This is a genomic window from Amphritea atlantica (genome assembly GCF_024347255.1).
Lineage (GTDB): Bacteria > Pseudomonadota > Gammaproteobacteria > Pseudomonadales > Balneatricaceae > Amphritea > Amphritea atlantica.
The window spans coordinates 1,217,694-1,231,402 of sequence record NZ_AP025284.1; the positions used below are offsets into that span (position 1 = coordinate 1,217,694).

The window sequence follows — 13,709 nt, forward strand, 5'->3', positions numbered from 1 at the left end:
AGGGGTTAGTCGTGCGCCAATTAACCTGCTTGCTGAAGGTTGCTATAGAAGCGGATCTGCAATGCTTCATGTTGCAGGGTAAAGGGCTGACACTGCCACTCCAGCTCCAACAGTTTAAGGTCGTTGCTGTTGTCGGAGGTCTGACGTTGCTCCAGTGCTTTTTGCAGTCGGTCCATCTGGTATTCCATTCGCAGTGTATGATCCTGCTCTGGAGAGTCCAGTTCCAGCAGAATCTCAAGTCGGATACAGAGTTGCCGCAGGGCTTTCTCTGTCAGAGTCAGTAGTTCCTGCATCTCCATACGGCCCGAGATCAGTTCCAGAAGCAGTTCGTATCGGGCTTGTATGAGTGTTTCGAAATAATCATCAGCCGGATCGCACCGGTCCCAGACCGATTGAATTTCATCGAGCACTAATTGATCCAGTGTGCCGTCATCGATAAAGTTTTCCAGTTGATCACACAGTTCTATGCGCTGTAACAGGGCCTGATAGGATCTGCTTTCTGTGAGTGACGTGGCTGGTTGTTCATCTGCCTGGGTGTGTTTTTTCTCACTCTGTCTGCTTCGATTGAGGTTTTCAAACACCTCATTACAGGCTTTGCGGAATTCGGGCCAGAGTTTGCGTTCCAGACTGTGGAATGTATTGCCCGCCTCTTTCCAGCGTTTTTGCAGTGCTCTGGTCTGACTGGCAGCAGCGTGGGGATCTTCATCAGTAACCAGTAGCTGCGCCTGTTCCAGCAGGGATCGTTTTTCTTCAGCGATCTGTTCCCGGTGGGCGGCAATCTTGTTATCCAGCTGTTTTAGCAGGGCATTGAACTCGGTTTGCACCTGGCGCCCCGGTGTCCGGTCCACCGGTGCATATGCTTTCCACTCCCGTTTCGCGGTGCGGCTGACCTGCTCGATCAGGGACCAGTCAGGTTGTTGCCAGTCGATCTGCCCGAGGAAATCGTTTAACTCAGTCACCAGTTGCTTACGTTTACTGAGGTTATCCGTACGCTGTTGTTTCTGTTGTCGGAAGTACTGTTCACAAGGCGCATATGCCTGATCCGCTGCTGTTTTAAAACGCTGCCAGGTCTTATGGGAGTGAAGTGGATCATCGCTGTCGAGTTGTTTCCACTGTCCCTGAAGTGTATGGATCTGCTTTGCCAGCAGGGGAGGCTCAATAGCACTGTCAATCAGCGCTTCCATCGCTTCGCAAAGCTGTTCCTTCTTAGCCGAGACGGCAAACCCCTGCCAGTTTTTCAATTCCGCCAGGCGTGCTAGCAGGCCCTTATGGCGTTGCAGAAGATGCTTGGGGGTGGTGCCATTCATCCCGCTTAACTGAGCTTCAGCCTGTTGTTCCAGCTGGCAGGCGTGTTTAACCTGACCTGCTTCTATCTGCTGTTCCAGAGCGTCGAGCAGTTCTGCGAGATCCTGACTGCAGTGTTGCTGTTCAAGTTTCAGCTGGCTCAGTTGTTCAAGGATATTGCTGCGTTGTTGTTCTACTGTTTGTAGCAGGGCTGGGCGCTTAATCTCTTCTGGCCAGTTCAGCTGTTCATTCAGCCGGTCAAGCTGATGCAGATGCTGTTGGAGTCCGGCGCGATCGGCGTCACCGGATAATCCGCTATCTAACAATCCTGAAATCTCACCACATAGCTCCAGCCACTGACGGCCGGTGTGCTGATAACGTTCAAAGCGTTCTGATAACTGTCTGAAAGTCGATGTTATTGCGTTTTCAGCATCGCTTTGCAGCTGTTCGCAGGCCTGATTCCAGCAGGCTTGTTCCGCGTCGAGATCCGCTTTGCAGAAGTGTTCACCGCAGATCAGAGTGGTACAGCGATGCAGGGTGTCTTCAAGTTTCTGTAACAGAGCCCGGTTCTGTTGCGCCTCCGCTTCAGCCTGTTGCTGCTTTTCTTCAATCTGATGGCATCGGGCCTGCTCTGCAGACAGGGTTTTCTGACACAGTTCTACAAGCCCTGAATAGCGCTTTTCAATATCTGCATCTGTAACCTCATCCAGGCTATTCCACTGTTGGCAGAGGGCTTCGAGTTTGGCGCCGTATAATGGAAAATGATCCGTTCGGCTCAACTGTTCAAGACTACAGAGCAACTCCTCTTTACGCAGCAGAATCTGCTCCTGGTGGCGGGCGGTTTCCTGTAGCTGTTGCTGTTTGTTGCGGATAATTCTGAAAACTGATTTATCACGCCCCTTAATCGCTTTAAGGGTTTGTTCCAATAGTTCTGGCGAGTGAAGTTTTTCGGCGGCGGCCTGACGAAGCTGGGTGCTGCTTCCGTTGATCGCCAGTGAGCTGAGGCAGTGCTGATCGCTGACACGCTGGATAGCTTGTAGCTGAATATCGGATCTGTCACTGTTCAGGGCAATATGGGCGAGCATATTCTCATCGTGGAGATAGTTCAGACATTCGCTTTGTTGACTGTGGGTGTAGGACGGATCCAGAATCACTTCGCAGATCCGCTTAGCGGCACTTCTGCGGATATCCGGATTGATATCATGGGTCAGAATATCTGACAGAAGCTCAGGAGCCGCAATTTTTTCAACCGCAGCCAGCCGGACTTCGATACTCTGATCCTGACGGGCAAGCCGTGCGAGTACTTCTCTGTGCTCAGTCTTGCCTGGGCTCAGCCGGTGAACTGCCCGGATGCGGACAGCGGCTTTATTATGTTTCCATCGGGGTTTGAAAAACTTCGCAAACATTACATCGATCCTGCAAGGGCCACTATATATACAACGGTGCCTGTGGCCAGGTGCTCATATTCTAACGGCTCTTAGCCGTGCAGGAAAAGCCTTGACAGAAAAGAAAAGTGTCTCCCTGGGCAGACAATTGAGGCGATTGGCTTGTCTGCCGGGCTTTACAGTGGCTTATGAGGGGATAATTTATTTATTCCTTGGGTAGAATCTCAACCTTTCCGTCTACGTAATACCAGTGGTTGTCGTGTTTCTCGAAGTTTGATCTTTCGTGCAGGTCGGCTATCTGTTCTGCCGTTTCAAAATGCGCAATAAACTCAACCACCCCCTTTTGATCGTCTGCCTGACCTGCTTCGGTGCTGATAATTTTCAGCCCGGTCCAGGTGGTAGCTTTTATCTGTTCTGCGATCAGTGCGGCATCATCTGGCTGGCGGTGCGCCTGCAGCGTCGTTTTAATCAGGTAATCAACGGCGCCCAGGACAAAAGCGGTGTAGCGTGAACGCATCAGTGCTTCTGCAGTCGGGGCGGGTTTGTGGCCCTCGATCGCTGGTTCGCAGCAAAACGAAAATGGCTTATTTGAGCCACAAGGGCAGGCTAGCGTGGTATCTTTGTGGTCATGAAGCATAAGGGCCCCGGCTTAGATAGAATTCAGATATGAATAGGCTATTATAGGGAGCTGTAAAATTAAGCATATTGATCAAAAGCATAACCATACAGATATCATTGGTTTTACGGCCGATGATTTTAAGGCGAATAGAATGGCGGCATCCTCAAACACAACTTTTTTCTGGCATGACTATGAAACCTCCGGTGCAGACCCTAAGCGCGACCGCCCGCTGCAGTTTGCCGGTATCCGCACCGATGATGAGCTGAATATTATCGACGAACCGGTAATGTTCTATTGCAAACCCGCAGAGGATCTTTTGCCCCACCCGGAAGCCTGTCTGATTACCGGTATCACGCCGCAGAAAGCGCTGCATGATGGTTATTGCGAAGCCGAGTTTATGGCGCTGGTGCATGAGCAGCTAGCCCGGCCGGGCACCTGCGGCGTGGGTTATAACAGTATCCGTTTTGATGATGAGATAACCCGTTATAGCCTGTATCGTAACTTCTTTGATCCCTACGGCCGGGAGTACCAGAATGGCTGTTCCCGCTGGGATATTATCGATATGTTGCGACTCACCCGGGCGCTGCGGCCAGAGGGTATTGAGTGGCCTAAATATGAAGATGGTCGCCTCAGTATGCGTCTGGAGGATCTGACTAAAGCCAATGGTATCGATCATGGTAATGCCCACGATGCTTTAGCGGATGTATATGCCACTATCGCGATGGCTCGCCTGGTCAGAGAACGTCAGCCAAAACTGTATCAGTATGCGGTGAATAACCGGGATAAACGCACCATTCAGGGAATGCTGGATGTGATGACCATGAAACCGGTACTGCATATCTCGTCGATGTATCCGGCAGAGTGGGGGAATGCCGCTATCGTTGCTCCCCTGGCGATCCATCCGGTGAATAAGAATGCGGTACTGGCATTTGATCTGCGCTGTGATCCGGCGCCACTGCTTGAGCTTCCGGCCAGTGAGGTTCGTCGGTTGCTTTATACCCGCGCTGAGGATCTGGCAGAGGGCGAGCAACGCATCCCTGTGAAGCAGATTCACACCAATAAGGCGCCGGTGATCGCCCCCGCCGGGATGCTGACAGCCGTGGAGGCGGAACGTCTCAATATATCGGGAGAGAGCTGCCGCGCTCATCTGGCGATGTTGCGCAACAGTCCTGATCTGAAACAGAAACTTGCAGAGGTGTTTTCAGAGTCCGGTTTTGAGGATGACCTTGATCCTGATCATATGCTCTATAGTGGCGGATTTTTCGGAGATGCCGATAAGAGGAGTATGGAGCTGATCAGAACCACTGATCCGCAGCAGCTTGGAAGCCTTGAGCTGGCGTTCCAGGATAGCCGTCTGGAGGAGATGTTTCTGCGTTATCGGGCCCGGAACTATCCGTTTACTCTGAGTGAGGAGGAGCGGGGACGCTGGGAAGAGTTTCGCCGACGTCGCCTGTTGGGGCCGGATAATAACGGTCATCTCACCATGACCGAGCTGTTCAGTAAACTAAACGAACTGTATCAGCAGCCAGACCTGAACCCATCTCAGAAGGGGATTCTTGAGGAACTGGCGCTCTACGCTGAGGCGATCTATCCAATGGATGAGGTGTATTGATGAGAGATTCTGTTTGCACAGTGACTGCTGGACTGATGGCCCTGGCGATCAGTGGTGCAGTGCTGGCGGACAGAAAAGAGGATCTGGTCAACCCGATCCCCTATGCGGTGGTTAAACCGGCAGGACATATCGATTCACCCGTCGACCCGGAGACTATTTACGATAATAAACGCCGTGGCTTTGTTGACAGTGAGCCGATGCCTGAGATTGAGCCCTATGTGATTCCAGAGCGGCAGCTGCCGCCGCCCACCGTTGTGCCTTATAGCGATCCTGCGCCTGTTGAGCGGGTTGTCAGTGCGGAGAAGAAGGCGCCCCCCCTGAAAGGGGAGGACCGCATTTTTGAGCAGATTGCCCGTGATCAGCTGGAGATCCAGTGTACCCTGGATGATACCCTGGATCAGTGTGAGGGGATCGAGATTGAAGCTCCGAAAGAGAACAAGCCCCGCTCACACAGGGTGATCGACCGTCAGATTCAGGCTTCCGGCACAAACTGACCCTCAACTTTTAAACGCGCAATCTCCGGTTCGCAGTTCTGCTGCAGCGCTTTTTTATCCACCTGATCACGATGTTGCTCACCGAAGGAACGGACGGTCAGACGGCGTTCGGGCAACTGGGTATAACATCTGAGCAGATCATCGAGCGATAATTCTCTGACGGCGGTGACCAGCTTTTCCCGGCTGTCAAAGTTGGTATCGCCACGGTCGATCTCCTGCCAGTAGCGTTCGCTCAGTTCACCCATGCGATTCTCTTTCTGGTTAATCCGGGAGATAACGCTGCTCTTAAAACTGTCCAGCTGCTGTTTATTCATCGCTTTCAGGGTGCCTGTCATGTGCTCGATGAATGTGTTGATCTGGGTTTCCAACCCAACTGGATTAGTGTTAGGAGACTGAATCACAAATGCTAATCCTGGGGCTTTACGCATCGGCAGTGCGGTTGCGAAGACCACATAACCCAGTTGTTGCTCGGTGCGCAGACTGCTGTAAAACGGCGTCGAGAGAATCTCGCTCAGCAGAATATACTCAGCGCGGGTTTTGGTTTCACTGTTATCACCCTGAAAATAGACACTGATTGCTGAGTCGTTATGCTCCAACGGCAGGGTCTGAGTCAATTCGGAATCCTTGGGCAGCATAATAACCGGCAGAGTATGACTGTTGGCATTTATCTGTGCAGCGGGCAGGGCTGTCTCGACCGTTTGCGCCATTGCCAGCGCTTCAGTCCGGGTCAGGTTGCCATGGGCCAGCATGCGAACTTCGACTCTGTTTAGTAGCTGAGGTATGAAGGACTGTAGCTGTTCAAGGGTGACCGACTTTAATGCGGCGAGTTTTTTATCTGCGTTCCAGCTCTGTAATAACAGGTTATAAACCTCCCCGATCGTTTGATTAAACGGCTTATCCCGGCGGCTGTTTTCCAGCTCCTGAGCGTAGTTCTCTTTGATTCTGGCGAAGCGACTCTGGGTGAATTGTGCCTGTTGTAGTGCGTTGACTACCTGGGTTAGCAGCTGTTGCTGTTTATCATCATAGCCAGAGATTCTTACGCTCAGGCCTCGCATATGAGGGTAGATGCGGGTATCCAGTCCGGCCAGCGAGGCATCGTAGAGAGTTTCATTCAGCTGATCACTGACCAGTTTGGTGTAGAGGGCTGTCATCACTGCGTTCTCCGCAGTACGGTTGGCCTGGTCTGAGATAACCGAGAAAAAGAAGTCCGCTTTGGGCAGTCTGAAGATCTGATCCTGCTTATGCCAGAGAGAGTATCCACCCTGTTGCAGAATAAGTTCCGGCTTTTGTTGCGGATGTGCCACCGGTTTTATGTCAAACTGGTCAGCGATAAAGGGGTTAAGCTGACGTACCTGTAATGTGGGATCTGTCGCCGGATGGGCCCACTTTTGCAACCGTTCTTGACTGATCGGCTTAACACTATACCCGGCCTGGAACCAGGGGTCTTTCTGATCGGTTTCCACTGTTTTGGCCTGCAGGGTAACCAGCAGGTTGTCGGGAGTCATCTGCTCAAGAATATTGTTGATCAGCTCCGGTTCGAAGCGCTCCATCAGATAATCGGCGCTGATAACAGAATCGGCCGGATAAAGTTGCAGGTTATGGGAGAGCCGGGCTACCTCATGAATCGGTTCTGATTTCTCTTTGAAGCGGAAACCGATACGACTGATCTTCTGCTCCTCCTGGTACAGCGCTTCAGAAACCCCTTTTTGTTGCAGCAGGCGAATGGCCGCGAAAGTGGTTTCGATTACCTGATCAGAGTGTTTGAGCCCCTCATCGGTGAGCGATATCGACAGCTCAATCGAGGACTGGTCGGGCAGATCGTTACCACGGTAAGCGCCGAGTCCGTTTGCCCAGCCTTTGTTCTTCAGGGTAGCGAGCAGGCTGCCCTTGCCCTCATAGCCCAGCATCGATGCGATATACTGGGCAGGTTTTTCGCGATAGTAGTCCCGGGTTGCCTGAATCGGAAAGGTGAGGGTCAGCTGCTGAAGGTCTTGCAGGGTTTTGATGTTTTGTTGTTCCGGCAGATCGCGGTACAGCGGCACCGGTGAAATAAAGGGTTTGGCCTGACGGTTTTCTACCGCAGAAAACTTCTCTTCAACCAGACGTTTCAGCTGTGCCACCGGTTCTTTGCCCAGGACGACCAGAGACATCAGGTTGGCTGAGTAGTAGCGCTGATAAAACGCAATCAGGTCATCTCTTAACTTACCGTCATCATTAGACAGGGTTTCGAGACTGCCCACGGCAAAACGACTCATACTGTGTGCGGGATTCAGCACATGTTTACCGGCAGAGAAACCCCGGCGGCCATCATCTCTCAGCTTCGACTGATACTCTGAATTGACGGCATGGCGTTCCCGGTCAACATACTTTTCAGTAAACAGCGGTTCGATAAAAAAACGCGAGAAACGGTCCAGTGCCGGCGCCAGTTTGTCTGCTTGAATATCGAAAAAATAGTTGGTGTTTTCGAACGCAGTAAAGGCGTTATGGTTGCCGCCATTATTGCTGATGTATTGCTGGTAACTATCCGCTTCTGGGTACTTTTTCGTGCCCAGAAACAGCATGTGCTCGAGGAAATGGGCCAGACCAAGACGGTTTTCCGGGTTGGCATTGGAGCCGACATTGACATCCACCGACGCGGCGGCCTTATCGGTAGTGGGGTCTGAGATAACCAGCACCTTCATCTGATTGGGGAGTGTAAATGCAAGATAGTCGCGATCATCGGTGGGGCTTTTTATAACCGCGGCTGACACCGCTTTTGTGGTGAAAAACAGCAGCAGAAACAGTGTGTAACAGAACGTCTTCTTAGTCAGCATAGGGTGCATTCACTCAAACCTCAGGATGATGGAACTCAGATTAATTCATTCAAAAAGGATTGTCTTCAGGGGGACTTTACAGCGATTAACATTGCCTTGCCTGTTTATCAGCCTGCGGGAAACGCCGCAGGACTCGCCCAGTTGTCATGATCAGCGGATTATTGTGATGGTTATGTTGGTCGTTGGACATCAGTTTAAGCCTTACTGCTATAGCGTTATTCTGGGTGATCAGGCAATCTGGGATATTGGACCAGAAGTTTTACCGTAGGTTCGATTGTTTCTTTATTATTCTCGTATGCTTTACAATCAGTTGCAGCAAACTTTTGTTGTTATAACTTTTTGGGTGGGATGGATTCTATGAATCGCGAAAAGGTGATTTACGCTTTCTTTATTGTGCTGGCCTTAACCATGAACTTTGGCTTTTTCATCGGCGAGATAGATGATCCTGCACACCATAATGTCTATGAGTTTTTTGCTGCCATCGTCGTGAGTATGATCTGCACGGTGCTTAAGTTCGGTGACCGCACACATCTGGGTGCACTGATGATGGCAACCAGCCTGGTGGCAGACCTGCAGCTGGTGATTGCTGCGCTGATCTGGGGTTATGGCGCCCAGCTGTCAGATGTCGGTGTCACCACAGAGATGTTCAGCAGTGTGATCTCGATGTCCGGAGGTGCGTTGCTGGCGAATATTGTGTCGGTGATTCTGCTGATGGTCGAGACAATCGTTGTGCGCCGTTAAGAGCGCTTCGTTATGAACGATATCTTCTATGTGATGTTGCGCCGCCTGCGACATCCCCTGATCACCCTGATCTCTATCTACTCGCTGGCAACTCTGGGATTTGTCATGATTCCCGGTCAGGATGATCAGGGCAACGTCTGGCATATGGATTTTTTCCATGCCATCTACTTCGTCAGTTTTATGGGCTCGACCATCGGTTTTGGCGAGATCCCCTATGCCTTTACCTCGGCTCAGCGGGCCTGGACTCTGGTGTCGATCTACGGCACGGTGATTGCGTGGTTGTACAGTATCGGTTCACTACTGGCGCTGTTTCAGGAACCGATGTTTGGCCGTATGCTCCGCCGCCGGGCCTTCGCCAAAGAGGTCAGAAACTTTAATGAACCATTTTATCTGATCTGTGGTTATGGCATCACCGGCAGTGCCATTATCAAAAAACTCTGTAATCGGGGTATCCGTTCGGTGGTGATCGATATCGAACAGGAACGCATCGATGAACTGGAAGTTGACGGGCTAGTACTGCGTGTCCCCGGGCTGTGTGCCGATGCTTCTCTGCCTGAGGTGCTGGATGATGCGGGGTTGCAACATTCCAGCTGTATCGGGGTTTTGGCGCTGACCAATGATGATAACGTTAATCTGTCTATCTCAATCGCCAGCAAACTGCTGGCACCGGGCCGGCTGGTGGTGAGCCGCACAGAGTCTGAAGTGAATGCCCGTAATCTGGCCTCTTTTGGCACCGACTATATTGTCGATCCGTTCAGGGACTATGCTGAGTACCTCTCTCTGGCTGCCCATGCTCCCTATACCCATCTGGTCTATGACTGGCTGGTTAATCCCTATCATCGGCCACTGTCCAGTGCTTACAAGAAAACCAGTGGCCGCTGGATCATTTGCGGCCTGGGTCGTTTCGGTAAGGCGTTGACGCGGGAGTTTGCCAAACATGATGTGGAGCTTATCCTGCTGGATGATGATCCCTTACAGCTGAAGAGTTTTAATAACACCGTGGTCGGGCTGGGCACAGAAGCGCAGACCCTGGAGCTGGCGGGTATTCAGGACGCGGTAGGTATTGTTGCAGGCACCGATAACGATGCCGATAATCTGTCGATTATTATGACCGCAAAAGAGTTAAATCCAAAGCTGGTGACGGTGGTTCGTCAGAATCTCAGTACCAATATGCTGGTGTATAAGAACTCCAAGGCTGACTTCATTATGGAGCCCGGCAAGATCATCGCCAACCGGATTCTGGCGAAACTGAAAACGCCGTTACTGCCGGTTTTTATCGAACAGATGCAGTTGCAGGATGATGTCTGGTCACATACCCTGCTTAACCGGATGAGTAGTATCGCCTCTGACAGAGAGCTGGATAGCTGGTCTATTACCGTGAGTCCGGAGACAACCCCGGCAATTACCACACTCTCGGCTGAGGGGGTTGGCGTTAAGCTGAGCAACCTGATGAAAGATCCGCGCCATCGTAAGGATCAGTTGCCCTGTTTTCCGCTGATGTTTCGCCGCAATGGCGATCTTAAACTGTTACCGGGTGAGTTGACTGAGCTGGAAGAGGGGGATGAGATACTCTTTTGTGGTCTGGCGGAAGCCAGCAATCAGATGAGCTGGAGTATCAATAATTACAATATTCTTTACTATCTTCAGACCGGCGAAGAACCGAGTCATAACCTGCTGGCCAAATTGTTGAAGCGAATCTGATGCCCTATTTTCTATTGACCCTGACAGTCCTGTTCTGGGCGGGTAACTTTGTTACTGCCCGGGGCATTCATGCTGATTTTCCCCCTCTGACCATGTCATTTATGCGCTGGGGGCTGGCGTTGCTGATCATCCTGCCCTTTGTGCTGCCACGCATACTGCGCAAATGGCTCCTGATCCGGCAACATCTGCCCATATTAATCCTGTTATCGGTACTCAGCGTGGTCTGCTTTAACTCCTTTATCTATCTTGGCGTACAGACTACCCAGGCGACCAATGCGACGCTGATGCAGTCGGCGGTGCCTATTATCATTCTGGTGTTTACCTCGCTGTTTCTTGGGGAAACCGTGGTTCGCCGGCAGTGGCTGGGGGTCATTATCTCGCTGACCGGGGTATTGATGCTGGTGGCCAAGGGGGATCCGGAGATTCTGATGACCCTGTCGTTTAACCGCGGTGATCTGTGGATTTTAGCCGCGGTGCTGAGCTGGTCCGCTTACTCGGTGATGTTGCGACTGAAACCGGTTGAGCTGGATGGTTTTACCTTTTTCGGTTTTACCGTGGTGGTGGGCGTCGTGGTGTTGTTTCCTTTTATGCTGTGGGAATATCTCGCCGGAGCGCGTCCACAATGGAGTCCGCAGACCCTGTCAGCGATCGTCTATATGGCGATCTGTCCGTCGATTCTTTCCTACATCTTCTGGAACCGGGGGGTGGCGGAGCTGGGGCCGGCTAAGGCCGGACTGTTTATCCACCTGATGCCGCTGTTTGGCCTGATTCTTTCGGTTATCTTCCTCAATGAGGCGGTGGAACCTTTCCATTTTATAGGGATGGGGCTAATATTCAGCGGCATCTATCTGGCGATCCTTGCCGGTCGCAACCATAACGATAAAAAGTCATCAGCATAATCATCTGTACCGCTGAATGGCTGAAATACAGTTCTAGGAGTTTCTATGCGTACCCTGTTGGTCTCATTATTTGCACTGATTATCGGTTTTGGTCTGCTAGTACCCGATGCCGAAGCAAAACGTTTTGGTGGTGGTTTCAGTTTTGGTAAATCCTATTCAACGCCGAAGAGAGTTCAGCCTGCGGCTCCGACTCAGCAGAAAGCTGCGCCAACGGGCAGTACAACCAATGCAGCAGGTCAGCCACGTCGCAGCGGCTTTGGTGGTCTGATGGGCGGTCTTCTGGCGGGTGGTTTGCTCGGCGCACTGTTCTTCGGTGGTGCTTTTGATGGCATTCAGTTTATGGATATCCTGCTGATCGGATTATTGATCTTTGCCGCAGTGAAGATCTTTTCGGCGCTGAAAGGAGGTTCACAAACCCAGTATGCAGGTCATCAGCGCCCCGCAGATGCGATGGCTCAACCCCAGCAGCGGGAGCCATCAGCAACAGCCGCCTATCAGGATATTTCTCCGGCGACCGGGTCCGGGTTTAATTTCGCAGCAGATGCGTTAGAACTGCCACAGTGGTTTAACGAACAGGCCTTTCTGGAAGGGGCCAAAGGGCATTTCAGTCATCTGCAGAACGCCTGGGATAACAGTGACTGGGATGATATTGCCACCTATACTTCTGCAGAAGTTCTCGATGTTCTGAAACAGGAGCGGCTAAAGCAACCGGCTGATCAGACAACCGAAGTGGTTTCCGTCATGGCCGAACTGGCAAACTTTATCGATAACGGTGATCATGTGATCGCATCAATCAACTTTTACGGCTGGCTGAAAGAGGATAGTGATCAGACCACAGAGTTCAGTGAGATCTGGCACCTGCAACGGGATATGAATGGGACTGAGGCTAACTGGATTATTGTTGGCATTCAGCAGCCCTGATTCAGTCTGATCGCCCCAGAGGTGACTAACCCCCAAAACGCAGCTTCTGAATGAAGCTGCGTTTTGTTATGCCTGAAAATCTTTTTCAGTGGAAAAAGATCAGCTTTCTTTGCGGGTAAAGACCCAGGTATCGCCACTCGAAAGGCTGTCATCATACTGATAACCGGCCAGATCGAAATTTTTCAGCTGTTCAGCATCACTGATCTGGTTTTTGATCGCGTAGCGACACATCAGTCCCCGGGCTTTTTTGGCAAAGAAACTGATGATCTTATATTGCCCATTTTTCCAGTCTTTAAACACCGGGGTGATGATCCGTCCATTGATCTCTTTAGGCTTAACGGATTTGAAGTACTCATTAGAGGCCAGGTTAATCAATACCGGTTGATCGTTTTCTGCCAGGGCCTGATTCAGGTCATCAGTGACAATGTTGCCCCAGAACCCATAGAGATCCTTGCCCCGGCTGTTTGCCAGTTTGGTTCCCATCTCCAGACGGTAGGGCTGCATCAGGTCCAGAGGTTTCAGTACGCCATAGAGGCCTGACAATATACGCAGGTGTTGCTGGGTAAACTCCAGTTCGGCTTCGCTGAAATCTTCAGCGTTGAGTCCACTATAGACGTCCCCGTTGAAGGCCAGAACCGCTTGTTTGGCATTGTCTGGAGTGAAGGGTTGAGACCAGCTTTCATAGCGGGCAACATTCAGCGCCGATAGCTTGTCGCTGAGTTTCATCAGTTCGGCAATATCCTGAACTGAGTAATCCCGCAGTGTCTGAATCAGTTGTTCGGCATGATCCAGATGCTGCGGTTGTGTATAACGCTCGGTTGTGGCCGGCGTATCGTAATCGAGATTTTTAGCAGGAGAGATAACCAGTAGCATAGTATATGTGTGTCATTTTCTGATAATGCTCTGATCCTAAACTAAAAAGGCCAGCCCTGAAAAGGGCTGGCCGATAAGTTATCGCTATGATCCTGATAGTCAGGAGTGAAGTCTGGTATTCAGATCATCCACTACCTCACACCAGTCTGAATCTGTTTCCAGACACTCTTTAATAAAATTGGCCTGGCTGTCTGTCCAGAATGTGGCTTCAGACAGCTTAACATCCTGGCTGAACAGGGTGTGGGTGCGGATAAACTGATCGATATATGAATCATCGCCGGGCATACCCAACTGTTCAAACAGGGCGTTCATCGTATGTGCTGATCTGTCCATCACGACCTCCATTTTAAAAATTGCCCATTAAGTC

11 protein-coding genes are annotated in these 13,709 nt (G+C 51.2%); 6 read left to right on the forward strand and 5 right to left on the reverse strand.

The features are described 5' to 3' along the window. Positions 1 to 20 precede the first annotated feature (20 nt). Positions 21 to 2,690: a DUF349 domain-containing protein gene (locus OCU43_RS05475; protein WP_091360835.1), complete on the reverse strand. Its 2,670-nt coding sequence runs from the start codon at positions 2,688 to 2,690 to the stop codon at positions 21 to 23. 184 nt (positions 2,691 to 2,874) lie between these two features. Further along, entirely contained in the window at positions 2,875 to 3,306 is a 432-nt protein-coding gene (locus OCU43_RS05480) for a YchJ family protein (RefSeq protein WP_091360833.1), read from the reverse strand. 133 nt (positions 3,307 to 3,439) lie between these two features. Here OCU43_RS05480 and sbcB point away from each other — a divergent pair, with 133 nt between their 5' ends. After that, the gene (sbcB, locus tag OCU43_RS05485) at positions 3,440 to 4,900 is read left to right on the forward strand and encodes an exodeoxyribonuclease I (RefSeq protein ID WP_091360831.1); all 1,461 of its coding nucleotides are present in this window, start codon (positions 3,440 to 3,442) and stop codon (positions 4,898 to 4,900) included. Next, the gene (locus tag OCU43_RS05490) at positions 4,900 to 5,394 is read left to right on the forward strand and encodes a hypothetical protein (protein ID WP_091360829.1); all 495 of its coding nucleotides are present in this window, start codon (positions 4,900 to 4,902) and stop codon (positions 5,392 to 5,394) included. The genes sbcB and OCU43_RS05490 overlap by 1 nt, the downstream gene beginning before the upstream one ends. On the opposite strand, the gene OCU43_RS05495 is transcribed toward OCU43_RS05490, so the two are convergent. Further along, the gene (locus OCU43_RS05495) at positions 5,373 to 8,207 is read right to left on the reverse strand and encodes an insulinase family protein (RefSeq protein WP_261832990.1); all 2,835 of its coding nucleotides are present in this window, start codon (positions 8,205 to 8,207) and stop codon (positions 5,373 to 5,375) included. The genes OCU43_RS05490 and OCU43_RS05495 overlap by 22 nt on opposite strands. A gap of 357 nt (positions 8,208 to 8,564) precedes the next feature. On the opposite strand from OCU43_RS05495, the gene OCU43_RS05500 reads away from it, so the two are divergent. From OCU43_RS05500 to OCU43_RS05515, 4 genes are read left to right on the forward strand one after another with little or no spacing between them, the layout of a single operon-like run. Next, entirely contained in the window at positions 8,565 to 8,948 is a 384-nt protein-coding gene (locus OCU43_RS05500) for a DUF6394 family protein (protein ID WP_091360863.1), read from the forward strand. A gap of 12 nt (positions 8,949 to 8,960) precedes the next feature. Then, positions 8,961 to 10,649: a potassium channel family protein gene (locus tag OCU43_RS05505; protein ID WP_091360826.1), complete on the forward strand. Its 1,689-nt coding sequence runs from the start codon at positions 8,961 to 8,963 to the stop codon at positions 10,647 to 10,649. Next, positions 10,649 to 11,548: a DMT family transporter gene (locus OCU43_RS05510; RefSeq protein WP_091360824.1), complete on the forward strand. Its 900-nt coding sequence runs from the start codon at positions 10,649 to 10,651 to the stop codon at positions 11,546 to 11,548. Before OCU43_RS05505 ends, OCU43_RS05510 begins: the two co-directional genes overlap by 1 nt. Before the next feature lie 45 nt (positions 11,549 to 11,593). Beyond that, positions 11,594 to 12,469, forward strand: a complete 876-nt coding sequence (locus OCU43_RS05515) for a Tim44 domain-containing protein (protein ID WP_091360822.1) — start codon at positions 11,594 to 11,596, stop codon at positions 12,467 to 12,469. Positions 12,470 to 12,568: 99 nt separating this feature from the next. On the opposite strand, the gene yaaA is transcribed toward OCU43_RS05515, so the two are convergent. Together yaaA and OCU43_RS05525 are read right to left on the reverse strand one after the other, a co-directional pair. Next, positions 12,569 to 13,342, reverse strand: a complete 774-nt coding sequence (gene yaaA / locus OCU43_RS05520; RefSeq protein ID WP_091360821.1) for a peroxide stress protein YaaA — start codon at positions 13,340 to 13,342, stop codon at positions 12,569 to 12,571. A 99-nt stretch (positions 13,343 to 13,441) separates the two neighbouring features. Continuing rightward, entirely contained in the window at positions 13,442 to 13,675 is a 234-nt protein-coding gene (locus tag OCU43_RS05525) for a DUF2789 domain-containing protein (RefSeq protein ID WP_091360819.1), read from the reverse strand. Positions 13,676 to 13,709: the final 34 nt, after the last annotated feature.